Annotated in this window: 19 protein-coding genes, 1 tRNA gene, 2 pseudogenes and 1 other annotated feature; of the genes and pseudogenes, 15 read left to right on the top strand and 7 right to left on the bottom strand. The window is 62.7% G+C overall.

Features of this window, described 5'->3' with window-relative positions; genetic code table 11:
- Positions 1–178: 178 nt before the first annotated feature.
- The 10 genes and pseudogenes from CZ338_RS02060 to CZ338_RS02015 all read left to right on the top strand — a co-directional run.
- Positions 179–850: pseudogene (locus tag CZ338_RS02060) on the top strand (IS1249 family transposase); the annotation flags it as partial.
- A gap of 48 nt (positions 851–898) precedes the next feature.
- A protein-coding gene (locus CZ338_RS02055) for an IS3 family transposase (protein WP_235839365.1) occupies positions 899–2,127 on the top strand; the annotation gives its coding sequence in 2 pieces (ribosomal slippage) (positions 899–1,175 and positions 1,175–2,127; 1,230 coding nt in all).
- 27 nt (positions 2,128–2,154) lie between these two features.
- Positions 2,155–2,670 (top strand): annotated as a pseudogene (locus CZ338_RS02050) (IS1249 family transposase); the annotation flags it as partial.
- 187 nt (positions 2,671–2,857) lie between these two features.
- Entirely contained in the window at positions 2,858–3,538 is a 681-nt protein-coding gene (locus tag CZ338_RS02045; protein WP_162287287.1) for a CPBP family intramembrane glutamic endopeptidase, read from the top strand.
- 91 nt (positions 3,539–3,629) lie between these two features.
- Positions 3,630–4,520, top strand: a complete 891-nt coding sequence (locus tag CZ338_RS02040; protein WP_235839390.1) for an EamA family transporter — start codon at positions 3,630–3,632, stop codon at positions 4,518–4,520.
- Positions 4,521–4,599: 79 nt separating this feature from the next.
- Positions 4,600–4,959 carry a VOC family protein gene (locus tag CZ338_RS02035; RefSeq protein ID WP_087116582.1) on the top strand — a complete coding sequence of 120 codons (360 nt, stop codon included), beginning with the start codon at positions 4,600–4,602 and terminating at the stop codon, positions 4,957–4,959.
- Positions 4,960–5,911: 952 nt separating this feature from the next.
- A complete protein-coding gene (locus CZ338_RS10860) occupies positions 5,912–6,148 on the top strand; it encodes a hypothetical protein (RefSeq protein WP_154669277.1) in 237 nt (78 codons plus the stop codon).
- A 31-nt stretch (positions 6,149–6,179) separates the two neighbouring features.
- Complete coding sequence (cmtR, locus tag CZ338_RS02025) at positions 6,180–6,539, top strand: Cd(II)/Pb(II)-sensing metalloregulatory transcriptional regulator CmtR (RefSeq protein ID WP_087116789.1); 360 nt, start codon at positions 6,180–6,182, stop codon at positions 6,537–6,539.
- Entirely contained in the window at positions 6,539–7,138 is a 600-nt protein-coding gene (locus tag CZ338_RS02020) for a cadmium resistance transporter (protein WP_204211815.1), read from the top strand. The genes cmtR and CZ338_RS02020 overlap by 1 nt, the downstream gene beginning before the upstream one ends.
- Before the next feature lie 576 nt (positions 7,139–7,714).
- Positions 7,715–8,899, top strand: coding sequence for an IS1249 family transposase (locus tag CZ338_RS02015; RefSeq protein WP_087116577.1), 1,185 nt, complete (start codon positions 7,715–7,717; stop codon positions 8,897–8,899).
- 200 nt (positions 8,900–9,099) lie between these two features.
- Here the strand turns inward: CZ338_RS02015 and CZ338_RS02010 are convergent.
- Positions 9,100–9,176 (bottom strand) — tRNA-Arg (locus CZ338_RS02010).
- A gap of 195 nt (positions 9,177–9,371) precedes the next feature.
- Here CZ338_RS02010 and CZ338_RS02005 point away from each other — a divergent pair.
- A complete protein-coding gene (locus tag CZ338_RS02005; RefSeq protein ID WP_087116575.1) occupies positions 9,372–9,920 on the top strand; it encodes a YceI family protein in 549 nt (182 codons plus the stop codon).
- A gap of 81 nt (positions 9,921–10,001) precedes the next feature.
- Here the strand turns inward: CZ338_RS02005 and CZ338_RS11315 are convergent, their stop codons facing one another.
- The gene (locus tag CZ338_RS11315) at positions 10,002–10,304 is read right to left on the bottom strand and encodes a PspC domain-containing protein (RefSeq protein ID WP_204211813.1); all 303 of its coding nucleotides are present in this window, start codon (positions 10,302–10,304) and stop codon (positions 10,002–10,004) included.
- Positions 10,305–10,369: 65 nt separating this feature from the next.
- Between CZ338_RS11315 and CZ338_RS01995 the strand changes: the two genes are divergently transcribed.
- Positions 10,370–11,598 (top strand): IS3 family transposase gene (locus tag CZ338_RS01995; protein ID WP_143341226.1). Its coding sequence is split into 2 segments (ribosomal slippage): positions 10,370–10,646 and positions 10,646–11,598, totalling 1,230 coding nucleotides; the frame shifts between segments, so codons are not numbered across the junction.
- Positions 10,645–10,744: a sequence feature (AL1L pseudoknot), on the top strand. Its footprint overlaps the gene before it by 100 nt.
- Before the next feature lie 135 nt (positions 11,599–11,733).
- Here the strand turns inward: CZ338_RS01995 and CZ338_RS01990 are convergent.
- From CZ338_RS01990 to CZ338_RS01970, 5 genes are all read right to left on the bottom strand, one after another.
- A complete protein-coding gene (locus CZ338_RS01990) occupies positions 11,734–12,213 on the bottom strand; it encodes a MarR family winged helix-turn-helix transcriptional regulator (protein ID WP_087116787.1) in 480 nt (159 codons plus the stop codon).
- A 74-nt stretch (positions 12,214–12,287) separates the two neighbouring features.
- A complete protein-coding gene (locus CZ338_RS01985) occupies positions 12,288–14,936 on the bottom strand; it encodes an AAA family ATPase (RefSeq protein WP_087116574.1) in 2,649 nt (882 codons plus the stop codon).
- Positions 14,936–16,132: a metallophosphoesterase family protein gene (locus CZ338_RS01980; RefSeq protein WP_087116572.1), complete on the bottom strand. Its 1,197-nt coding sequence runs from the start codon at positions 16,130–16,132 to the stop codon at positions 14,936–14,938. The genes CZ338_RS01985 and CZ338_RS01980 overlap by 1 nt, the downstream gene beginning before the upstream one ends.
- A 70-nt stretch (positions 16,133–16,202) precedes the next feature.
- On the bottom strand, positions 16,203–17,027 hold the full coding sequence (locus tag CZ338_RS01975; protein WP_087116570.1) for an SWIM zinc finger family protein: 825 nt from the start codon (positions 17,025–17,027) through the stop codon (positions 16,203–16,205).
- Between the two features lie 19 nt (positions 17,028–17,046).
- The gene (locus CZ338_RS01970; protein WP_087116568.1) at positions 17,047–20,115 is read right to left on the bottom strand and encodes a DEAD/DEAH box helicase; all 3,069 of its coding nucleotides are present in this window, start codon (positions 20,113–20,115) and stop codon (positions 17,047–17,049) included.
- Positions 20,116–20,270: 155 nt separating this feature from the next.
- Between CZ338_RS01970 and putP the strand changes: the two genes are divergently transcribed.
- From putP to CZ338_RS01955, 3 genes are all read left to right on the top strand, one after another.
- Complete coding sequence (putP, locus tag CZ338_RS01965; protein ID WP_087116566.1) at positions 20,271–21,830, top strand: sodium/proline symporter PutP; 1,560 nt, start codon at positions 20,271–20,273, stop codon at positions 21,828–21,830.
- Positions 21,831–21,933: 103 nt separating this feature from the next.
- Positions 21,934–22,587 carry an HNH endonuclease family protein gene (locus CZ338_RS01960; RefSeq protein WP_087116564.1) on the top strand — a complete coding sequence of 218 codons (654 nt, stop codon included), beginning with the start codon at positions 21,934–21,936 and terminating at the stop codon, positions 22,585–22,587.
- Between the two features lie 6 nt (positions 22,588–22,593).
- The gene (locus CZ338_RS01955; protein ID WP_087116562.1) at positions 22,594–23,076 is read left to right on the top strand and encodes a DUF2269 domain-containing protein; all 483 of its coding nucleotides are present in this window, start codon (positions 22,594–22,596) and stop codon (positions 23,074–23,076) included.
- Positions 23,077–23,270 lie beyond the last annotated feature (194 nt).

Below are 23,270 nucleotides of genomic sequence, written 5' to 3'. Positions count from 1 at the left end.
TTGTCGCGCGCAAGAAGGGTTAAGTAGCAGAATGTGTGTCTGAGTTTCATCGTTGACGCTGCTCAACCTACCTAAATCGGGCTTGAATTAGGTTCCAGACCTTATTCGGGCCCGTTTTTCGTTCAATCCACCGGAATGGCACCTGCATGTGCTACCCGGGTGTTGGTGTGCTTTCCCGGTGACACCAAACAGACCACGATGCCCCTTATGTAATGGGGAAACGAAGAAGAACGGCACCACCTCCAAAGGCTCTATCAGGTGGCGGTGCAAAGATTGCGGATCCACTTTCACTCGCCGCCGTACCGACCAGACCCGCGCCCGCGACTTCGCCAGGTTCCACACCTACGTCACCGGCACAGCCCCGTTGACAGACATTGCCAGGCAAGCAGGTGTCAGTAGGTGGACCTTGGACCGCCGGTTCGCCTCGTTCTGGCTCATCGATGTGCCCAACACCCCAGACCCCAACCGGGTCTACGACCAGATCTTCATCGACGGCACCTACACCGACGCCGGCTGCCTGCTCGTAGCTGCAAGCTTCGACCACGTCATCGCCTGGCACTGGGCCAAAGGCGAATCAGCCCACGCCTACACACAACTGCTGCGCGGTATCGCCGAACCGTTATGCGTCGTCCTCGACGGCGGCCAAGGCGCCTACTCGGCGATCAAAGCCTGCTGGCCCAACACTGTGATCCAACGCTGTCTTGTCCATGCCCAACGCGTCATCCGCCGCTACACCACAGCACGCCCCCGCACTGATGCCGGCAAAGCCATCTACGCACTCGCGTTGAAACTGACCACAATCACCAACCTCGACCAAGCCAGGGAATGGACACTACACCTGCACGACTTTGAGGCGTCCTGGGTTTAGTTCCGATCGTTTCTAGAGGAGGATTGGATCATGCCTAGGAAGTTCAGTGACGAGTTCAAGGACAAGGCGGTGAGGTTAGCCGAGGAGCTCGTTGAGCTTGAGGGGTGTTCGAAGTGGGCGGCGGCGGAGGAGATCGGCGAGAAGCTCGGCGTCTCGGCGCACACGCTCAACAACTGGTTGAAACCTGTCAAAGCGTCCCCCGACGTTCAGCGGAGCACTGGCGAGTCGGTTGACGACGAACTGAAGCGTCTGCGGCAGGAGAACAAAGAGCTGCGCAGGGCGAACGAGATCTTAAAGACCGCGTCAGCTTTTTTCGCAGCGGAACTCGACCGTCCCACCAGAAGATGATCGAATACATCGACACGTATCGCGATCGCTTCGGGGTCGAGGCCATCTGTCGCACGTTAAGGCAGACAGAATGTGGGTTTATCACCTCTCGCGGCTACCGAGCAGCTAAAACACGAGCCCCGTCGGCCAGGAGCTTGTCAGACGCGCTGCTGATCCCCGAATTGGTGAGAGTCTTCGAGGACAACTTCAGCGTCTACGGGGTACGCAAGATGTGGAAGGCCATGCAGCGCGCCGGCTGGGACATCGGTCGTGATCAGACGGCACGGTTGATGAAACTCGCCGGCATCCAAGGCCGCAGAAGGGGCCGCACTCCGATCACAACGCTTCGGGCTGATGTCCCGGATCGTCGTCCTGATCTGGTCAATCGTGACTTCACCGCGTCAGCGCCGCACCGGCTGTGGGTCGCTGACATCACCTACGTGCGTACCCTGTCGGGGTTTGCATACACCGCGTTCATCACCGATGTGTACTCCCGCAAGATTGTCGGGGTTGCCACCAGGGCGAGCATGCGCACCGATGAGCTGCCTCTTGAGGCTTTTGAGCACGCTCTTTATCACGCAGGTGATCTTCGTGCTGCAGGACTAGTCCACCACAGCGATCGCGGCTCGCAGTACGTGTCCATCCGCTACGGTGAGGCACTCGCTCAAGCTGGGATCGATCCGTCCGTTGGCACCGTCGGCGATTCCTACGACAACGCGTTGGCGGAAACGGTCAACGGTCTCTACAAGACCGAGCTGATCTATCCCCACCGGCCGTGGACGTCGGTTGGGGAAGTCGAAATCGCGACCCTTCGCTGGGTGTACTGGTGGAACAACCACCGCCTGCACGAGTCATTGGGATACATCACCCCACAAGAGATGGAAGATGCCTACTATCAACAATCACACGCCCAGCCGTTGGGCGTTCAATAAGCGGAACGAAAACCAGGACGCTTCAACTTCGGCCAGGTCTACAAGGACTTTTTGAACGAGAAGACACCTGTGCCCAAAGAGCGTCGTACGCTGAATCACCAGTGGGAATTCACCCACATCCGGGTACGCAAGGCATATAACTCGCTTCTGCACCTATCGCGCAACAACTGGCTATTCACCTACCTGCAGCCACCACCAGGCGCACTCGAACCAGCCCGGTGGGCATCGACCACCAATAGTCTTGAAGGTGGCGTCAACGCTCAACTCAAGCGCATCGCTGATGCCCACCGCGGCAGATCAGGCGAGCGGCAACGCAAAATGCTCGAATGGTACTTGCATACGAAAACGCAACTGCCTGACGACCCGTTACAGATCGCCAGGCAGTGCGCTTATGGACAAGATCAACTCGCCAAAGTTCCCGATCTCGTCCCAGAAGACCGAAACAAAGCCGACCACCAAACAGGCCGACCAGCCTTCTACGACAACGCTATCCCAACCGAATACGAACACTCGATAGGAATCAGAAAAGGACCACTCAAATAACAAAAAGTGCACCCAACCGACGACACGCCGACCAGACACACTTTTTGCTACTTAACCCCGCAAGAACCACTATGAGACATGAACCGTTGAGAGCAATGATGAACTAATGCCCGTTGCATCGGGGTTGGCTCACCGTTGCCTGGCAGCGGCGGGCGGGGCTCATGTGTCGTCGATAAGCTGTGCTCCCATGAGCGACTCTGAGCTGGATCCCCTGAGCGTCCGCCCGCAACTGAAGGACATGATCGTCGGCGTCGCCGCGATGCTGGCGGTGTACGCGCTGCTGATCGGCTCGGCATTCGGCCTGAAGGGCCTCGACCTCGGCGGCATGGTCAGGACGCTCCTGCCGGTGCTGATCATCCTGTCTCTGGCTATCCCTAGCGTCGCGTTGGTCGCGTACATGAAGCGCCGCGGGCTCCCACTCGGGTTCCGGCCCCTGGGCAAGCGCGGATGGCATCTGGTGTGGCAAGTCCCCCTCGCGATCGTCGCGTCTGCGGCCTGCACGTCGATTGTCGGGCCACTGCTTGGTCTCGAGTCGTCTGGCGCTTCGAGTCCGGCCGGCGCCGGCAGCACCCTCGTGCTCATTACTTTGGGCGCGTACTTGTTGATCGGACCGTTCCTCGAAGAGCTCGTGTTCCGCCGCCTCCTCATGGGGTACCTGGACACCGTGATGCCGGCGGTTGCCAGCGTGCTGCTGACCTCGCTGGTGTTCGGGCTTGTGCACATCGCCCCGCCGGCCATCGTCTACACGTTCTTCGCCGGCGTCGCGTTCGCGCTGGTGACCCGCTGGCACCGCTCGCTGTGGGCGGGCTTCATCCTGCACATGTGCAACAACATTCTGGTGCAGCTGATCGTGCTCGCCTTCGCCTAAGCCACCCTATCTTGCCCCCGCTGCGGCGCGGCCTATACGATGAACGGGTTTTGCCGCTGTAGTCGGGTTTTCCAGGCAAAGGAGGCTGCATATGGCGCACATGAACAGCTCGGTGGACCTACGTCCGGTCGCGCTCGTGCTGGTCGGCTCGCTGGGAATCCAGGCGTCGGCGGTGGTCTCGTCCACGCTCTTCGCGGAGCTGGGCACCGTCGCTGTGTCGACGTTCCGCTTGGTCGTCTCCGCGGTGGTCATGCTCGTGGCGTTCCGCCCGGCGGTGCGCACGTTCACGCTGCAACGCTGGATCAACGCGGGCATCTACGGCATCGCCATGGCCGCGATGAACCAGTTCTACTTCGCGGCTGTCGAGCGTCTCCCGCTCGGCGTGGCGGTCACGCTCGACTTCCTTGGACCCTGCCTCGTGTCGTTCCTGGGGCTCAAGCGCTGGCGCGAACGCGGCTGGGCGCTCGTCGCCTTCATCGGTGTGGTTCTCATCGCGGGGCCGTCGTCCGGCATGGACCCGGTCGGCCTCGTTTACGGGTTCCTCGCCGGCGCGTTCTTCGCCGCGTACACCGTCTTCGCTGAGCGCGTGGGCAAGGCCGAGGGCGGCGGGCTCACGGACCTGGCCATTTCGGTCGCCGTCGCTGCACTTGTCACGCTCCCCATCGCGGCACCGAAGCTTATCGACGTCTCCCCCCACTCCTGGCTCATCCTCACCCTCGCCGCACTCATCGGTGTGGTGATCCCCTACATCGCCGACACTTTGGCGGCGAGGATTACGTCTGCGCAGGTCGTCGGCACGCTCTTTGCTCTTGATCCTGTGGTCGGGTCGATCCTCGGCTGGCTGTTCATGGGCGACGAGCTGACCACCCGCATGCTCGTGGGCATCCCTATGGTCGCGCTCGCCGGCGCCGTGGTCACGTGGCGCTCTAAACCCCGCAGCGAGGCCGGCGGTTCCGCTGCCCGGCCGCAGGTGCAGGAATAGCCCTGAGGAATTGTCGTCGGCTCGATGAGTCCCTTTGCTCTTATGCTGGCAGTACCGTCCCCTACTTAAGGAGCAATCCGTGAACCGCGAAATCGTTTTCATCGTCTACGTCTCGGACATCGACACATCCGTCGACTTCTACCGCGATCTTCTCGGCCTCGACACCGGCTTCGTCTCGCCCCGCTACGTCACGTTCGCTCTGGCCGAAGACGTTTCCCTAGCCCTTTGGACCGGCAACTCCGGCGCTCTTGGAACCGCGGGCACCCGCACCACCGAGGTGTGCCTCAATGTTCCCGCCGACGATGTCATTCCCACCTTTGAGAGGTGGAAAGGCAAGGGTGTGTCCGTCCTCCGCGAACCGTACGAGGAGGTCTTTGGCACCACCTTCGTCGTCGCCGACCCCGACAGAAACCTCATCCGCGTCGCCCCGATCGACTAGATCCGCCTAGCTCCCCGGGCCGGCCAGGCATCTGGAACGGGCAGTCAGGAAGCAAAAAACGGGCAAGAAAACATTTCTACAGGTAAGAGAGTTTTTGGAAAGGTTTTTGGGGCCGTTTTAGCGGCTTTTGCGGTTACGAAGCAAGAAAACTACTCGGCCCAGAAAGGGTGATTACGCCCGTACGGCGGTCAGTGTTCAGCACTGATAAATACTCGCACGCCTTCACAGCGCCAACAGTGTGGTGCTCGCCGCCGGAGCCGAGCACCCTAGCGGTACTCGCATGGCGAGCGAGAAAGCAGATGGTCATAGCCAGCAAAACTTGAGGGGCGAGTTTTGGGGAGGGGTTCGCGCTGGGATACCTGGAAAGTGGTTTCCCAGCGTTCTCACTCTGGGGTGCGTTTCTAATTTTGGAGCAGGGCCAAACGAAAGTTTTGTAAATCTGAATCCGTCAGAAACGCAAACCCCCAGGTCGGGGCTTTCATGAAACGTCCTGACCAGTTATATCAGGTTCGCGGTTACGCTCCGGTTACACCGGGTTCCGACTCCGGTTACACAACAGGAGTCAATTATATGACGTGAGCAGGAGCGCTCCTTAGGGCGGAAAGTTAGGAAATTCCGCTTCCGCCTCTTCCTGCCTCTCGGCAAGCTCCACGCTCCAACGTGAACGCTCGACAAGCTCGTCAAAGGTGAGTACCTCCGGTGACTTGCGGTTCGAGCGGAAACTTCCAAAGCTACGGAACTTCGAGCTAATTCGTTTGCCTTGGGCGCGGCACAAATCGCGTATGGGCCGATCGTCAGAAACGAGCGTGGTTCAACCAAGTATGCACCGTCGCCAGTGTTCTCTCCCTTGTTGTCCCTCTCGGCAATCCATCCGGCAAGGCTCTCCTTGGCGGCGCGAACCGTCGTCGAACCCCGAGGTGTCCCCGCTGCAAACGGGAATCGAGTCGAGGCTGTGGATGAGGTGGATAAGTTTGTTCGAGCCTTCCCGGTTCAAGATGATGAGGCCATCGTGTTTTGTTCCGTTCGGGTCATTGCTTGGGGCCTGAAAACCGATCTCGCCAACTACGCCAGGCTCGCGCACAACTTGGATCTCGAGCTGGCGACGCTGTTTCGCAACTTTGCCGGTATCTCTGCCACTTCCACTGTCTTCTGGGCAGCACACACGGCTACGCCACTACATCAGACTTGACAGGTTCAGTGCTCGCTGTATAGTTCAGTTCATGCTGACTATTGCTTCGCGTCTCGACGTGATGAACCGCCTGGGTCGTGCACTGGCCGATCCCACTCGATCGCGGATCATCTTGACCCTGCTCGACCATCCCGCTTACCCGGCGGAACTGGCTCGAGCTTTGGACCTGACACGCTCGAATGTGTCCAACCACCTGGCATGCCTGCGCGATTGCGGGATCGTCGTCTCCGAGCCCGAGGGTCGTCGGACACGATACGAGATTGCCGATCCGCACCTGGCGCAGGCGCTGACGACACTGGTCGATGCCACCCTGGCAGTAGACGAAGACGCCCCGTGCATGGATCCCGCCTGCTCGCTTCCCGGATGCGACGTAGCTGGGGAGGGCGCGTAATGCTCACCACGGTCTTGCAGGCTATAGGCCTGTTCGCAGCTACCAACATCGACGACATCATCGTGCTCTCCCTTTTCTTCGCGCGAGGGGCAGGCCAGAGCGGCACCACCGCCCGTATTTTGGCCGGCCAGTACCTCGGATTTGCCGGCATCCTCGTCGCCGCGATCCTTGTGACCATCGGCGCCGGAGCATTTCTGCCCCCGGCAGCCATTCCATACTTTGGTCTCATCCCGCTGGGCATCGGCCTCTGGGCCGCATGGGAGGCCTGGCGCGGAGACGATGACGACGATGACGACGAGGCCAAGGTTTCCGGCAAGAAGGTCGGCGTAGGGACAGTCGCAGGCGTCACTTTTGCCAATGGCGGCGACAACATCGGTGTCTACACCCCTGTCTTCCTCAGCGTGGAACCTCTCGCAGTAGTCGCCTACTGCGTTATCTTCCTCGCGCTCGTTGCGGTCTTGGTGGCCCTGGCAAAGTTCGTCGCCACCCGCCCCCCGATCGCGGAAGTGCTCGAACGCTGGGAGGACATCCTCTTTCCCGTCGTTCTCATAGGCCTCGGCATCGTGATCCTCGTTAGCGGCGGAGCCTTCGGGCTCTGACGTAGCGACAGTGTTCCACACAGCCCCGACCGGGCGTACCCCTCTCGGTTCAGACCCCAACAACTACACGCAGCCAGTCCTGTGTGATCGCAGCAACAAGGCCGCCATGGAGCGCTGCAAAAACCGCGCCACCAATTGAACGAGGCCACAGCCTCTGAGTGCACGCGCCACTACTGGTTCGCCACGGGTTTAGTAGAGGGCGGGAATTTGGAAAAGGAATCCTACATACTCCCTCGAAATTCGCCCCTGAGTTCAGTAGCGCGCCATCGAACTGGTGCTGCACGGGCAAGCTGACCCTCACACGTCTCGCGGTGCGGAATTCTGCATCGCCGGCGAGCTCGGAATGAGTACGGAAACTCTTCCCGGCTGGGTCCGCGCTCCTAAACAATCCTGCGCGACAACCCGAGCAGGAACGGGTTAAGTAGCAGAATGTGTGTCTGAGTTTCATCGTTGACGCTGCTCAACCTACCTAAATCGGGCTTGAATTAGGTTCCAGACCTTATTCGGGCCCGTTTTTCGTTCAATCCACCGGAATGGCACCTGCATGTGCTACCCGGGTGTTGGTGTGCTTTCCCGGTGACACCAAACAGACCACGATGCCCCTTATGTAATGGGGAAACGAAGAAGAACGGCACCACCTCCAAAGGCTCTATCAGGTGGCGGTGCAAAGATTGCGGATCCACTTTCACTCGCCGCCGTACCGACCAGACCCGCGCCCGCGACTTCGCCAGGTTCCACACCTACGTCACCGGCACAGCCCCGTTGACAGACATTGCCAGGCAAGCAGGTGTCAGTAGGTGGACCTTGGACCGCCGGTTCGCCTCGTTCTGGCTCATCGATGTGCCCAACACCCCAGACCCCAACCGGGTCTACGACCAGATCTTCATCGACGGCACCTACACCGACGCCGGCTGCCTGCTCGTAGCTGCAAGCTTCGACCACGTCATCGCCTGGCACTGGGCCAAAGGCGAATCAGCCCACGCCTACACACAACTGCTGCGCGGTATCGCCGAACCGTTATGCGTCGTCCTCGACGGCGGCCAAGGCGCCTACTCGGCGATCAAAGCCTGCTGGCCCAACACTGTGATCCAACGCTGTCTTGTCCATGCCCAACGCGTCATCCGCCGCTACACCACAGCACGCCCCCGCACTGATGCCGGCAAAGCCATCTACGCACTCGCGTTGAAACTGACCACAATCACCAACCTCGACCAAGCCAGGGAATGGACACTACACCTGCACGACTTCGGCCAGGTCTACAAGGACTTTTTGAACGAGAAGACACCTGTGCCCAAAGAGCGTCGTACGCTGAATCACCAGTGGGAATTCACCCACATCCGGGTACGCAAGGCATATAACTCGCTTCTGCACCTATCGCGCAACAACTGGCTATTCACCTACCTGCAGCCACCACCAGGCGCACTCGAACCAGCCCGGTGGGCATCGACCACCAATAGTCTTGAAGGTGGCGTCAACGCTCAACTCAAGCGCATCGCTGATGCCCACCGCGGCAGATCAGGCGAGCGGCAACGCAAAATGCTCGAATGGTACTTGCATACGAAAACGCAACTGCCTGACGACCCGTTACAGATCGCCAGGCAGTGCGCTTATGGACAAGATCAACTCGCCAAAGTTCCCGATCTCGTCCCAGAAGACCGAAACAAAGCCGACCACCAAACAGGCCGACCAGCCTTCTACGACAACGCTATCCCAACCGAATACGAACACTCGATAGGAATCAGAAAAGGACCACTCAAATAACAAAAAGTGCACCCAACCGACGACACGCCGACCAGACACACTTTTTGCTACTTAACCCGCAGGAACGGCGCTTTAGAAGAGAAAAATGACCCCTCCGAACGAACGGAGCGGGTCATTTTTGTGTTCGCGGCCGTTTTCCTTCGGCCGGCGCGGGGTTTCGTGAAAAGATTGGAACAGTTTCGTGAAACCCCCAGGTCAAATGGTGTCCCCGACAGGATTCGAACCTGCGACCTTCGGTACCGGAAACCGATGCTCTAATCCACTGAGCTACGGAGACAGTGCTTTCAACAGCGCCCATTAATCTATCACTACGTCAAGCCAAGCCGGTAATTGCGTCAGGGCCGTCGAGCGCCTGCAGGAACCCATTTTGTTGACGTGTCTACATCATGCGTTCTATAGTGGGACCCGTTGCGTCGTAGACGTGACAACAACGAAACATTAAATCTGAACCGAAACTAAAGGAGCATTGCTCGTGACTAACCCGTCCAACTTCAGCGGCATTTACGATCTCGACACCGCCCACTCCTCCGTGGGATTCACCGTCCGCCATGCAATGGTGACCAAGGTCCGCGGCGAGTTCACCGATTTCACCGCTACTCTTACCGCCAACCAGGAGAACCCGGCTGACAGCAAGGTGGAGGCAACGGTGGTGACGGGGTCCGTCGATACGCGCAACGAGGACCGCGACGCGCACATCAAGGGCGAGGACTTCTTCGACGTGGAGAAGTTCCCGCAGATGACGTTCGCTTCCGCCTCTTTCGACGTCGACGCTTCCGGCAACGGCACCGTCACCGGCGACCTGACCATCAAGGGCACGACCAAGCCCGTCACTCTCGACGTAGAGACCTTCGGTGTTGAGGAAGACCCGTTCGGCAACACCCGCCTGGGCTTCGAGGCGTCCACCACCATCAACCGCAAGGACTTCGGCATCGACTTCGACGCTCCGCTGAACTCCGGCGGCGCACTGGTCGGCGAGAAGATCGCCATCGAGATCGAGGGCTCCGGCATCAAGCGCGCCTAACGCCCGCTGCCGCGCGCAAGACTGAACCGGGGGTGCAGGTTTTACAGCCTGCACCGCCGTTTCATGTGTTTGAACTGTTGGTTAGTAGCGGTAGTCCGGAATGACAATCCAGCAGATGATGTACAGCAGGATCCCGGAGAACCCGAGGAGAGTCAGCGCGACGAAAATGACGCGGACAAGTGTGGGATCGAGGTTATAGGTCTCGGCGATGCCGCCGCAGACTCCGCCGAGCATGCGGTTGTTGGCCGAGCGGTGCAGCTTACGGGACCCCAGCGGTTCCTGGCCCTGCTGGTACGCGCCCGGGTTCACAGGGCCCTGGTTCGGGTACGGGTTCGGGTTGATGTTGCCCTGGTTATTGTCGTTCGGGTTGGTCGGTGTGGACATATCGGGTCCTCCCTCTGAAGTGTCCTGGGTTTAGTTCCGATCATTTCTAGAGAAGGATTGGAATCATGCCAAGGAAGTACAGTGACGAGTTCAAGGCCAAGGCAGTGCGTTTGGCTGAGGATCTCGTTGAGCTCGAAGGGTGTTCGAAATGGGGTGCAGCCGTAGAGATCGGTGAAAAGCTCGGCATTCCAGCGCACACGCTCAACGATTGGTTGAAGCCGAATATGGCCTCGTCCGATGTTGAGATTGGCGCCGGCGAGTCAGCGGCTGACGAGCTGAAGCGGCTCCGGAAAGAGATTAAGGAGCTACGCAGGGCTAACGAGATCTTGAAAACCGCGTCAGCTTTTTTCGCGGCGGAACTCGACCGTCCCACCAGAAGATGATCGAATACATCGATGCGTATCGCGATCGCTTCGGGGTCGAGGCTATCTGTCGCACCTTGAAAGAGACAGAATGTGGGTTCATCACCTCTCGCGGTTACCGAGCAGCGAAAGCACGAGCGCCGTCGGCGAGGAGTTTGTCAGATGCGCTGCTTATTCCTGAATTGGTGAGGGTCTACGAGGACAACTTCAGCGTCTACGGGGTCCGCAAGATGTGGAAGGCTATGCAGCGCGCCGGCTGGAACATCGGTCGTGATCAGACCGCGCGTTTGATGAAGCAAGCTGGTATTCAAGGCCGCAGGCGTGGCCGCACACCGATGACAACGCTTCGGGCCAACGTGCCGGATTGCCGCCCTGACCTGGTCAACCGTGACTTCACTGCACCCGCGCCGCACCGGTTGTGGGTCGCTGACATCACCTATGTGCGCACCTTGTCTGGTTTTGCCTACACCGCGTTTATCACCGATGTGTACTCCAGGAAGATCGTCGGTGTGGCGACTCGGGCGAGCATGCGTACCGATGAACTGCCGTTGGAGGCCTTTGAGCACGCCCTGTATCACGCTGGTGATCTTCGCTCAGAAGGGCTTGTCCACCACAGTGACCGCGGCTCGCAGTATGTCTCGATCCGTTACGGTGAAGCGCTCACCCAGGCAGGTATCGATCCGTCTGTCGGCACCGTCGGCGACTCCTATGACAACGCGTTGGCTGAAACGGTCAACGGGCTCTACAAAACAGAGCTGATTTATCCCCACCGGCCGTGGGCATCGGTCGGTGAAGTCGAGATCGCCACCCTTCGCTGGGTGCACTGGTGGAACAACCAGCGACTTCATCAATCCCTGGGATATATCACTCCACAGGAGATGGAGGACGCCTACTATCAACGATCAGACGCTCAAACGTTGGGCGTTAAATAAGCGGAACAAAAACCAGGACGCTTCACTCATTGATGGAACGGGTTCCTCTAACCACATCCATTCAACCCCGACTCACCGGTGGCGACAACGAACTCACAGCTAAGCAGCAGAATGGCAGCCAGAACGGTGCCGGAACTACTCGTCGGGAGTTTTCGCCGCGATTTCCTCCGCAGACAGAATTCCCTCGAAGAAACGCCGAATTGCAGGCATATCCTCTGGGTCGAGGTGGTCGAACACTGCGCGGCGGACAGTCTCAACGTGGTCGGGCACTGCACGCTCAAGACGCTGCATTCCGTTCTCAGTGAGCCGGACCAAGACCCCGCGCCCGTCGCCCGGGCTCTTCTCCTTGGTCACCAGATCCCGGCGCTCCATACGCGTGACTTGGTGGGAGGTGCGGGAGCGGTCCCACCCGAGCGCCGAGCAGAGGTCGCGCAAGCGCAGTTGCTGCCCTTCAGCTTCAGACAAGACGACGAGAGCGGCGTACTCGGGGCTGGACAGGCCAGAGCTGGCGAGCAGGGAGTCCTCCACGACGCGCATGAGCGTCGTGCGAGTTGCGATCAAAAGCCGCCAAAAAGACTGCTCGTCATCGCTCAACCAGCGGGGTTCTGCCGTCATGATGCCGAGGTTACTAAAAGCGGCCACCACCTGGAAATCAAACCTGCCAGCACCGGGACCATGAGTATTCGACCCTAGCGGGGCGCTTTGAGTTCCTGGATCGAGGCGCTGCGGGCGGCTGCGACACGGTCGAACCGTTGCGGGAAGCACGTGAGCACGAACACTTGCGAGTTCTCCCCCACTTGGGAAAACAACGCGTTCATGAGTGCGAGACGCTGCGGGTCGGTTGCTCCCAGAGCATCATCGACGACGACAGGCACATGGGTGTCGGCGGAATCCCCGCCCGCGACCATGTCAGCGATGGCGAACCGAGTGAGCAGCGCCATCTGCTCTTTCGCGCCGCCGGAGAGCTGGGCCAAGTCGACGGTGGTGCTACCGACGGTGCGGGCTTGCACCTGCAGGGCATCATCGAGCGTGAACTCGGTGCCCGGGCCGAAGACTTGGCTGGCGTAGCGCTGCAGCGCTTGCGCGAACGGTGCCGCGTATTTCGCGCGGGCGGCGTCGCGGTGGGCTACGAGTGTTTCGCGCAGCAGCTTGACTGCGTCGGCTTTCCTGCGCAGCCGGTCGCGCGTCACGCGGGCGACCTCGAGCGCGGAGCGGGCAGCGTCGAGCTTCTCCCCTTCGCCCTCAGCGCTGGTGACGCGAGATTCCAGCTGCAGACGGCGGTCCCTGGCGGTGTTGTAGCGCTTGGTCAAGTTGTCCACGCGGTTGCGCGCACCGTCACGGAGGCTTTCAGCTTGCTTCGGATCGGCCTGCGCCACCTCGTCGGCGACGGCAGCTACCTCGGCAGCCGCGGTGTCGCTGGCGGTGACGACAGCGTCGCGGGTGGCGGCCAAAGCGTCGTCATCGATCTTCTCCCGCGCTGCGGCGAGATCGGACCGGGTGCCTTCGGCGGTGGAGGTGAGTCCGGCGACCTGGGCCTCGAGCGCAACGAGTTTCGCGTGTTCAGGCTTGGTGCGCAATTGCACCAGCGCCAGAGCCAAATCGTGCACTGCCTGCGCGGCGTCCTCCACCTCAGCACGGGCGTCCTCCACTGCGGCTGCGGCGGAGTCGATGTCGAGTTCTGCGGAATCGGAGTTCTCTTCGACGAGTTCGGCCAGCCGTGCATGGTCGTGGCGGACCACATCGGCGTCGCGCCCGCGGAGGATATCCCGTCGGCGATCGAGCGCCGCCGTGAGAGCGGCTGCGGACTCGCGGTGGACGTCGCGCAGCGCGCGGGCACCGGCCACGTCTTCGCACCCGATCGCTGCGGTGAGTCGGGCGAGCTCCGCTTCGGCAGCATCCAGAGCGTCGTTGGCGGTGTCGGTGCCTGCGGCGGCACGGTAGGTCAGCGTGACATCGCCGATGGTCAGCTCGGTGCCATGGTGAAGCGCGACGGCATCATCGTCGCCGCCGATTTCGTGTTCTGCGCCGTCGACGGTGATGACGGTGCCTGCGGGACCAGCCACATCGACGCGTGCGGCAGCCGCGTCGCGGAGGCGGCGCTGAAGAGCGACCTCGTTCGCGGCGGTTTCCAGCGCGCGGACATCGTCATCGGTGACGGGTCGCTCCGGGACGGCCTCGCGCAGGCGGGCAATGTCGTCGTCGGCGTCGCCCAGACGCGAAACGGTGTCGGCGAGCGCGTCTAAGCGCAGCTTCGCTTGGGCTGCTGCAAGCGCACGCTCGGCATCGGCAAGTGTCGTGCGGGCGGCAGTCTCCTTCTCGCGTGCGTGCGCGTGGGCTTCCTCTTTCTCGGCCACTGCCTCTGCTTCGGCGCGGTCGCGTTCGCGAGCAGGCTCGAGCTCTTCGGTGACCGCGGCGAGTTCCGCCTCGACCTCTTCGACGCGGACGACGAGGGCGGCGCGGCGCTCGAGGTCCTCCCCGGCGCGCTCGACGTCCACGGCGGCGCGGGCGGCTTTTTCTTGAGCGGCATCGAGTTTGCCCGCCAGCTCAGCGGCAGCAGCGGCATCCTTTTCGCGTTCCGCGAGTTCCTCCTCGGCGGCGGGAAGTTCGGCGGCGATGCCCGCCATGGTGGCTTCGCACTGGGCGAATTCGTCGACGTCGCGCTCATACGCGTCGAGGTTCGCCTCCGCCTCGCGCACAGCGTCCTCGGCCTCGGAAACAGCCTTGTCGGCGGCGGTGAGCACCTGTTTGTCGTTGCCTTTGGCAGTGAAATAGCGGCCGAACTCGGCTTCGACGCGCTGTATCAGCCCGGAGTCATCGTGCAGGCCCTCAGCCGTCGCATCCGGGTCAGTGCCGGAGGCTTCCAGTGCCCGGGTGAACGACGGAATGCCGGCGGCCTCGATGGTCTCGGTGAAGGCGCCTTGGCGGAGAAACAACGCGTCAAAAAGCTCTTGGTCGACGTGCTCGGCGAGGATCTCGTTCAAGCGGTTGTGGGCCTGCTCCCCCGTCAGCTCCTCGCGGCGGGGCGCGGTGATGGATAGCTCGGCTTTGCCTTTCGCGCCTTTGCCGAAGCGCTTGTGCACGGTGAAGGTGTATGGGCCGATGGTGGCGCCGAGCGTGACCTCGGGCTGCTCGTCGCGGCCGATGGGGTACAGCGCACGGATCTTCGCGGCGGACGAGTCGTGCTTGACGGTAAGCACAGCGTCGAGGGCGTCGAGGATCGTCGACTTGCCGGCCTCGTTGTCGCCGTGGATGAGGATGACACCGGTGTCCGGCAGGTCGGTGAGTTCCAGGTGCTCGACAGCGCGGACGTTGTCGATTATCAGGGAGTGGATGCGCATTAGTTCGGCTCCTTGCTCAGACGGAACAACAGGTTGACGGCGTCGCGGGCGGGCTCAGCGCCGAACGGTGCGGCAGCCATGTCCAACAGCGAGGACATCGCGTCGCGGGCGTATCCGGTCAACGGCAGGTTGGCCAGCTCCTCATCGCTGGGCTCCAGGTGGAGGTCCATGAGTCGCTCGCGCTCAAAAAGGGCACCGAAGACATTCTCCTTGGCGGCGATTCCCTCCTCGAGGGCCCGGGTGGCCTCCAGTCCGAGGGTGCCAGCGATGGAGTATTTGACCACCGTGCGGGCTTTCTCCGGGTAGGACTCGAGGCGCTCCAGGAGCGCATCCACATCGGCGGCGTCGGCGACCTCGAAGTGCAGGGCGTCGAAGGTCCACTCGCCGACAACGCGCTCACCCACGCTCACGTGGGCGGTGGCTGCGGACTCTTTCTCCACCTCCCCCACCAGCGCCTTGCCGGAGTTGACCTCTCCGCCTTCGACGCCCTCGCGGCGGTCGTGGAAGTCGGTGACCTCGGGCGCGCCGGAGAACCACACACGGCCGCTCGTCCCCACAGGTCCGGCGGAGTGGGTGTCGCCCATAGCCACGTAGTCGATGGTGCCGGCATTCAGTGCGGCTTCGAGTCCGGGCAGGTCGATCCGGTCGGGCTTATTGTCGCCGCTGCGGTCCTCGCACTGGCCGTGGGCGACGAGAATGCGGATGGAGTCGGTCGATTCGAGTCCGGCGAGTGCTGCGGCCGCGAGGTCCTCGGTGGCGTATCGGGCCAACAGCGGAGCGCCGACGATTTCCACACCAGGGCGGACTTCCACAGGGGTGGAATCCGCGAGCACCGTGATGTTGTCGCGCTGCCCGGCGCGTTCCAGCGCTGCACCGGGGACCAGCGGGTCGTGATTACCGGGCAGCAGGTAGACCGGCACGGGCAAAGCATCGAGCTCCTCCAAAGCGCGGTCCATGGTCTGGGCTTTCAACGCGTTGGCATCGAAGACATCGCCGGCGACAACGATGAACTCGGCGCCAGTCTCGGTCGCCAGGTCGCCGAGGCGCCTGATCGCGCGGAGGCGTGAATCGTCGAAACGCGACTGCGCATCGTCATCCAGGAACCAGCGGGTCATGCCCAGCTGGAAATCGGAGGAATGAATGAAGGTGACGTGCTGCGTGCCGGCAGATGTGGCTGACTGTGGGCTCGAGGTCATGCTGCTAGTACTACCACCCGCAGTGAACCATGTCGTTGACGTGGGCTGATGCGGGCGAACGCGCGTTCGGTCAACGGCGTGTCAGCTCGTCGTACAGGTCCTCCAGATCGGACACGGCGCGCAGCTGGTCGATGTTGGTGAAGGAGATGGTCTGCATCGCCTTGTGCAGCAGGTCCAGATCAGAGTCCTCGATCATCGGGGCGATCTTCGGATCCGGCAAGTGCGGGAGGACGTGGCCGTCCCAGAAGAATTCGGACCCCTCCTTCGCGGATTCTTTTGCTCGCTCACCGGCGGATTCGCGGAGCTGCCGCTCCAACGTGTTCAGGTCGAGGTTGCGGAGGCGGAAGAGGAGGGTGGGGTCGGCGTCGATAAGCTCGGCTGCCTTAATGGCGGCGGCAACGCCGTGCTTGCACACCCGGGAGTCGTCCGGGCAGTCGCAGCGGAAGCGGATCTTCTCGTCCTCGGCGGCGAAGAGGCAGTCCAGCAGCTCGCGGCTGAAAATGCCGTTGCGGACCTCCGCGAGCGCGTTCGCGTTGCGCGACATGATCCCCAGGGCCTCGCGGATGGTGGCGGCATCGCGGTACGGTAGGATGACCAGGGTGGTGAACGGCTCGTTCTGGGAGCCAGCGACAGTGGCGGTGAAGCGGCCGTGCTCGGCGCGCAGCTCCAGCACGTTGCCCTGGTCGGCGTAATTGCGGCCACGTGCGAAACGCCCCTGGTCTGCGCTCTGCACCGCGGCGCGGTAGATGGTGCGCGCCGCCTCGTTGTAGCGCAGAATCTGCGAGCGAGTGGTCTCGGACGCGTCGTGCGGCGTGGTGGTCTCCGCTGCACTCCCCACCTTTTGGCGGGAGCCGAAATTGACCCACGTGACGTTGTCCAGCTGCGGCCGCGGCATGTCTTTTCCTTCTCCTCCCCTACTCGCTGGTCCGGTAGCTCATGAGCGTAGCCAGGTCTTCGGTGTCCAGCTCGGTGATCCAGCCTTCGCCCTCCCCCACAACGGCGCCGGCGAGCTGGAGCTTGCCGGCGAGGATGTCCTGGATGGACTCCTCCATCGTGCCGCGGGTGATCATCTTGTACACCTGCACATTCTTCGATTGCCCGATGCGGTAGGCGCGGTCCGTGGCCTGGTTCTCCACAGCCGGGTTCCACCAGCGGTCCATGTGGATGACCATGGAGGCGGCGGTGAGGTTCAGGCCGGTGCCGCCGGCGCGCAGCGACAGAATCATGGCGCGGGGGCCGTTCGGGTCCTGGAACTGGTCCACCATGGCGTCGCGGGCGGATTTGGACACCCCGCCGTGCAGGAACGGGATGGCCTGTCCCAGCCGGTCGCTCAGGTAGGGCTGAAGGATGTCGCCGAAGGCCTTGTACTGGGTGAAGACGAGGACGCGCTGGTCGGTTTCCACGGCTTCGTCGATAAGCTGCAAAAGCTTCTGCACCTTGCCGGAGCGGTGCTTGCCTTTGATGGTCACGGGCGAGCCGTCGCCGAGGAAGTGCGCAGGGTGGTTGCAGATCTGCTTGATGCGCGTGATGGTGGACAGCACGAGCCCCTTGCGCGCCATGCCTGTACGCTGCTCCAGCTCCTTTTTCATTGACTCGACGAGTGCGGTGTACAGCGCCACTTGCTCGTCGGTCATGTCCACGGTGACCACTTGCTCGCTCTTTTCCGGCAGGTCCGAGATGATCGCCGGATCCGTCTTCAGCCTGCGCAGCACGAACGGCGCGGTGAGGCGCTGCAGGCGGTCCTGCATTTCGTCGGCGAGCCGCTCGTCCCGGCGCGTCTCAATGGCTTTGGCGAAGTGGTTGCGGAAAAAACTTTGCGATCCCAGGATGCCGGGATTGACAAAATCGAGCAGGCTGCGCAGCTCCGCCAAGCGGTTCTCCACGGGGGTGCCTGTCAGCGCGATGCGGTGGCGCGCGCCGATCGCACGCACGCTTTGCGACGCCCTCGTGGACGCATTCTTGATCGCCTGCGCCTCATCGAGCACCACGTGGTCCCACTCGACGCGCCCCAGCTGCTTGTAATCGCGTGAGACCACGCCGTAGGAGGTGATCAGCACATCGAGCTGCCCGATCTCCTCGACGAGGGCATCCCCTTTGAGGCGGCCTTGACCGTGGTGCACCCCGATGCGCATGCCGGGGACGAAGCGCGCGGCCTCCCGTGCCCAGTTGCCCACGACGGACGTGGGCGCGACGACGAGCGTGGGGCCTGTCTTCACACCGTTGGCTTCCTCGACGGCGAGGAGCGCCAGGAGCTGGAGCGTCTTGCCCAGACCCATATCGTCGGCGAGCACAGCGCCGAGCTGGTTGCGGGACATGAAGTACAGCCAGTCCACGCCGCGGCGCTGGTAGTCGCGCAGCTCCACCGTGACGGTGTCCGGGATTGGCTGGCGGTCCGGTGCCGGACGGTCGGTGCCGCCGATGAGCGCGTCCATCCAGGCGGGCGAATCGACGTCGCCGGCGATCTCCAGCGCCCCGCCCTCCGCTTCCGCGGCCGCCTCAAGCGCGAGCTGGCGCAGCTCCTCGGCGGTGATCACACCGTCTTCGACTTCCTTCTCCGAAAGCGACTCGATGTATTTGCGGGACTTGGCCAGCGAGCGCGCGTCCGCCATCACCCACTGCCCGCGCAGCTGGATCAAGCCGGACTTGGAGTTGATCAGCTGGCGCATCTCCTCTGGGGTCAGCTCGGTGTCGCCGACAGAGATGGACCAGTCGTATGAGACGAGCTGCTCGAATCCGAAGTGGCGGGTGGTGGCGCCGTCGTCGCCGTCATTCTGCGAGCCGACAGTGAGCTTCGCCGTCGTTTCCATCCGCTGCCAGGACCGCGGCAGCATGACGGTGATGCCTTTCATTTGCAGGCGTGTGGCGTCGCGCGCCACTAGCTGCATCAGCTCGTCGGTGCTCAGGTACGCGTCCCAGTCGCCGTCACGGCCAGTCAGCGGTGTCTGCGGCAGGCGCGGGTGGGCTTCCGGGTCCACCAGGTCCGTGACTTCCACGGCGCGGCGGAGCTGGTCGCGCAGGCTGGACAAGGCCGCCACATCCACCTCGTCTAAGTGGATCGGCCGGGGCGCGTCGGTGCCCGCGCGGACCTGGGCACGCACGGGCCACTGCACTGTCGCCGGATCCATCGGCGCGCCCTTCACGCCTCGGGCAGAGCCGGCAGGGCCAGTGATGTCCGCCAGCTCACTGAGCATCGCGCCGGCGGGGTCCGCTTCTTCCGCCAGCTTCACTGGGTCCGCGGGCTCCTCCACGATGAAGACCAGTTGCACGTTCACCGCGGTGATCGAGCCATTCCAGTGCGCGATCTGCTTGGACACGCTCGACCCACCGCGGCGCAGTGCCTGCGAGTTCAGCAGGGCGTCGGCGAAATCGTGCCACGGGTACGCACGGGTCTGCTCCTTCAAGTGGGACAGGTGCGCGCTAGCAATCCAGTGGACCAGCGTGGTGGACACGTTCTCGCCCAGGTTCAGGTTGTTCGCTGTGATCACGCCGGGGGCCGCCGCCACCATGGACGCCAGCCAGCCGCGCTCCTCCAGGCCGGTGCCCAGCTGCCACTCGGGGAACCACATGCCGTCCGCCGGGCGGACGCGGATGCTCACCCGCCCGGCGCGGACGAACCGCGTCAGCCCCGTGTACAGGCGGATGATCCAGTACAAATCCGGGGCGATGGACTCGCGTTGTGCGGAGGTGGCGGCGGGCGACGCGTCGTCGAGAAGCGCGATACTGCTCAGAAACGCCACTGTGTCCTCGGGCGAGAATGCCGCTGTGGGCGCGCGCAGTTGCACCTGCTTTCCCCGCGGCGTTTGCAGGGTGATGGAATCGCGCCGCCGGAACTGCGAATCCTGCAGCATATTCTCTACTACCGGCGGAAACGTGCCTTTGGGCACTTGCGACGGCATGAGGATCTTGTGTCCGTCCACACGCTCAACCCACAGGTTGAGTCCCGTGGCGGGCAGCCACAGGCCGTGCAGAAGGAATTTAGGCATAACTTCTTTTCTACCACCGGTGGCGGACACCACCACCCAACCCAAAAGTGCATACGCGCACCCTGGGTGCAGCCGTACGTTATCCTTAAGCCTTGCTTCTGACAACCACGAGCCTTGAAAAAGCTACGGTCTTGAAGAACTGCAAAGGAGATGCAATGTCCGAGAACACCTGGATGATCATCGCGGTGGTCATCTACTTCGGATTGATGGTGGCCATCGGCTACTACGGGTGGCGCAAAACCACCCAGTACGGCGACTACGTCATCGGCGGGCGCGACCTTCCCCCGTTCGTCGCCGGAATTTCCGCCGGTGCCTCGGACATGTCCGGCTGGCTGCTGATGGGCCTGCCCGGCGCACTGTTCGTCTCCGGCATGAGTGAGCTGTGGATCGTCATCGGCCTCTTCCTCGGCGCGTGGGCGAACTGGCAGTGGGTCGCGCCCCGCATGCGCGCCTACTCCGAGGTGGCCAACAACTCGATCACCTTGCCGAGTTTCTTTGAGAACCGCACGCACGACCAGTCGCGCGCACTGCGCATCATTGCCGCCGCGATCATCATCTTCTTCTTCACCTTCTACGTCTCCTCCGGCATGGTCGCCGGCGGACGCTACTTCGAGTCCACCTTCCGCGGCGACTACGTGTGGGGCATGCTGATCGTCGGTGCGATCACCGTCCTGTACACCTTCATCGGCGGCTTCTTCGCTGTGTCCTACACCGACGTCGCGCAGGGCCTGCTCATGTTCGCCGCGCTGATCATCGTTCCGATCATGGCCCTGTTCGCCATCGACAACCCCGGCGACATCTTCTCCTACCCGCTGGACAACCCGTACGGCCCCCACCCGGACGGCAACCCGACGTTCTTCAACTTCTTCGCCGGGGTGTCCGCGGCCACCATCATCGGCAACCTGGCCTGGGGCTTCGGCTACATGGGCCAGCCGCACATTGTCACCCGCTTCATGGCGCTGCGCAGCCCGTCCGAGGCCCGCGCGGGCCGCAACGCCGGCATGATCTGGGTGGGCATCTGCTACGTCGGCGCCGTGTTCACCGCCATCATCGGCGCGAGCTTCTTCGGCCAGACCGAGCACTTCGTCACCGACCGCGAAGGCTTTGAAACGATCTTCCTGGACATGACCTACGTCCTGTTCCACCCGCTGTTCGCCGGCCTGGTCCTCACCGCTGTGTTAGCCGCGATCATGTCCACCATGTCCTCTCAGCTGCTGGTCACGTCCTCCGCGCTGATCGAAGACCTCTTCCGCGGCCTGACCAAGAAAGAGCTGTCCAGCCGCACGCTGCTCATCGCATCCCGCGCCATGGTTATTCTCGTCGCCGTGGTGGCTATCCTCATGGCGCTCAACCCGTCTGACACCATCCTGGGCCTGGTCGGCTTCGCGTGGGCCGGATTCGGCGCCGCCTTCGGCCCTGTCGTGGTGGCCTCCCTGTTCTGGCGCCGCCTCACCGCCCAGGGTGCGATGGCCGGCATGGTCGTCGGTGCGCTGACCGTGATGATCTGGGGCTACGTCCCGGCCACCTCCGAGCTGATCTACGAGATGGTCCCGGGTGTCCTCTTCGCCACCATCGCCCTTATCGCCGTGTCCCTGGCCACCAAGCCGGACCCGGCCTCCGAGGCGGAGTTCGACCGCGCAGGCGCCGTCTTCGACTACGCCATGGCGCACCCGGACAACAGCTTCGACGACGCTCTGAAGAGCACCCAGCGCTAAACGCCTGACCCGAAGACGGGGATGCGCGGCCTCACCGCCGCCCGCATCCCCTTTTTCATGCCCGGCGGGGAACCCGCGCACGCCCACCGCAGTCCAATAAGGCATGACACGTTTCCGCGCGTACCTTTGCGCCCTCATCATCGCCACAGTTGCGGTCGTGCCGTTCCCCACGCCGAGCTCGCTTGTCGACGTCCCCGTCAGCCCCCACCCCCGCCACACCGTCCTGGGCTACGAGCGCAGCTTCTTCGGCGACGGATGGGGCATGCAGCGCAACGGCTGCACCACGCGCGAGGCAGTCATGGCCAGCGCATGGGAGGTGGACAGGTGCACCATCCCCTACCGCCAATGGGACATGGCCGCTACCCCACCATTCACCGACCCGTACACGGGAGAGCTGCTCGACCCGGCCGACGTGGAGATCGACCATATAATTCCCCTGCGCGCCGCCTGGGACTCCGGCGCCCATGCGTGGCCGGAGGACAAGCGCCTGGCCTTCGCCAACGACCCGCTCAACCTGGTGGTGACCTCACGCACCGCGAACCAGGCCAAGTCCGACGCCTTGCCCAGCGAGTGGCTCCCACCTGACACCAGTGCCCGATGCTCCTATGCCCGGCGCATCGCAGCCATCGCCAGGAAGTACGACCTTGCGCTCCCGAAGCCCGACGTGCGGGCTATGCGCCGCCAGTGCTCCGGTGTACGCGGCCTGATCGCTCCCTTCGTTTCGGGTGGGACAATTCCGCTGCATTCCGTAGAGTGAAGTGCCATGACAACATTCATGCTTTTCCTGCACGTTGCCGCTGCTGTCCTGCTGATCGGCCCGGTCACCGTGGCAGTGTCCGCGTTCCCCAAAGCCGCCCAGCAAGCTAATTCCGGTTCGGAGGAGGCCGTCGGCCGCGCGTCCTTCCTGCACCGCACATCCACCACCTACGGCATGATCTCCCTGCTGGTGCCGCTGCTCGGTGGCGCCCTGCTCGCCTTCGACTGGGAGACCTACAAGTCCAACTACTGGATGCACACCGCGATTGTCCTGAGCGTCCTCGCCTGGGGTTTCCTGTTCGCCATGGTCATTCCGCAGCAGCGCAAGATGATGGGCAGTCTCGGCGCCCTTCCCCCGGCTGACGCCGACCCGCGCGATGTGGCCACCGACTTCGACTCCGCCCGCGTCAAGGCCGCCGCCGGTGCCGGAATCTTCTCCTTGCTGTGGTTCCTGGTCCTGATCCTGATGTTCCTGCCCACCCCGGCATAACACCACAGGCCACGGCGCTCCCCGAATGCCAGCATCGCATGGCATTCGCATGGAACAGTAAAGCGCCCCTCTCCCACCACCTACGTGGTGCGGGACAGGGGCGCTTACGTATTCATGGCCGTTGTAGAGCGACCTGAAGCAGCGGCTTAGTCGCGCCAGCCGCGGTCGCGGCCGCCGCCGCGGTTGTCGCGTCC

Source organism: Corynebacterium urinipleomorphum (genome assembly GCF_900155535.1).
Classification (GTDB): Bacteria; Actinomycetota; Actinomycetes; order Mycobacteriales; family Mycobacteriaceae; genus Corynebacterium; species Corynebacterium urinipleomorphum.
Note: the sequence above shows the minus strand (reverse complement) of the source record. Positions and strands in the feature narration are given on the sequence as shown.

Bases quoted from the DNA above. Each gene is read 5' to 3' on its own strand.
- CZ338_RS02045 (WP_162287287.1), top strand. From the start codon at position 2,858: ATGAGCGACTCTGAGCTGGATCCCCTGAGCGTCCGCCCGCAACTGAAG.
- CZ338_RS02040 (WP_235839390.1), top strand. From the start codon at position 3,630: ATGGCGCACATGAACAGCTCGGTGGACCTACGTCCGGTCGCGCTCGTG.
- cmtR (WP_087116789.1), top strand. From the start codon at position 6,180: ATGCTGACTATTGCTTCGCGTCTCGACGTGATGAACCGCCTGGGTCGT.
- CZ338_RS02020 (WP_204211815.1), top strand. From the start codon at position 6,539: ATGCTCACCACGGTCTTGCAGGCTATAGGCCTGTTCGCAGCTACCAAC.
- CZ338_RS11315 (WP_204211813.1), bottom strand. From the start codon at position 10,304: ATGTCCACACCGACCAACCCGAACGACAATAACCAGGGCAACATCAAC.
- CZ338_RS01990 (WP_087116787.1), bottom strand. From the start codon at position 12,213: ATGACGGCAGAACCCCGCTGGTTGAGCGATGACGAGCAGTCTTTTTGG.
- CZ338_RS01985 (WP_087116574.1), bottom strand. From the start codon at position 14,936: ATGCGCATCCACTCCCTGATAATCGACAACGTCCGCGCTGTCGAGCAC.
- CZ338_RS01980 (WP_087116572.1), bottom strand. From the start codon at position 16,132: ATGACCTCGAGCCCACAGTCAGCCACATCTGCCGGCACGCAGCACGTC.
- CZ338_RS01975 (WP_087116570.1), bottom strand. From the start codon at position 17,027: ATGCCGCGGCCGCAGCTGGACAACGTCACGTGGGTCAATTTCGGCTCC.
- CZ338_RS01970 (WP_087116568.1), bottom strand. From the start codon at position 20,115: ATGCCTAAATTCCTTCTGCACGGCCTGTGGCTGCCCGCCACGGGACTC.
- putP (WP_087116566.1), top strand. From the start codon at position 20,271: ATGTCCGAGAACACCTGGATGATCATCGCGGTGGTCATCTACTTCGGA.
- CZ338_RS01960 (WP_087116564.1), top strand. From the start codon at position 21,934: ATGACACGTTTCCGCGCGTACCTTTGCGCCCTCATCATCGCCACAGTT.
- CZ338_RS01955 (WP_087116562.1), top strand. From the start codon at position 22,594: ATGACAACATTCATGCTTTTCCTGCACGTTGCCGCTGCTGTCCTGCTG.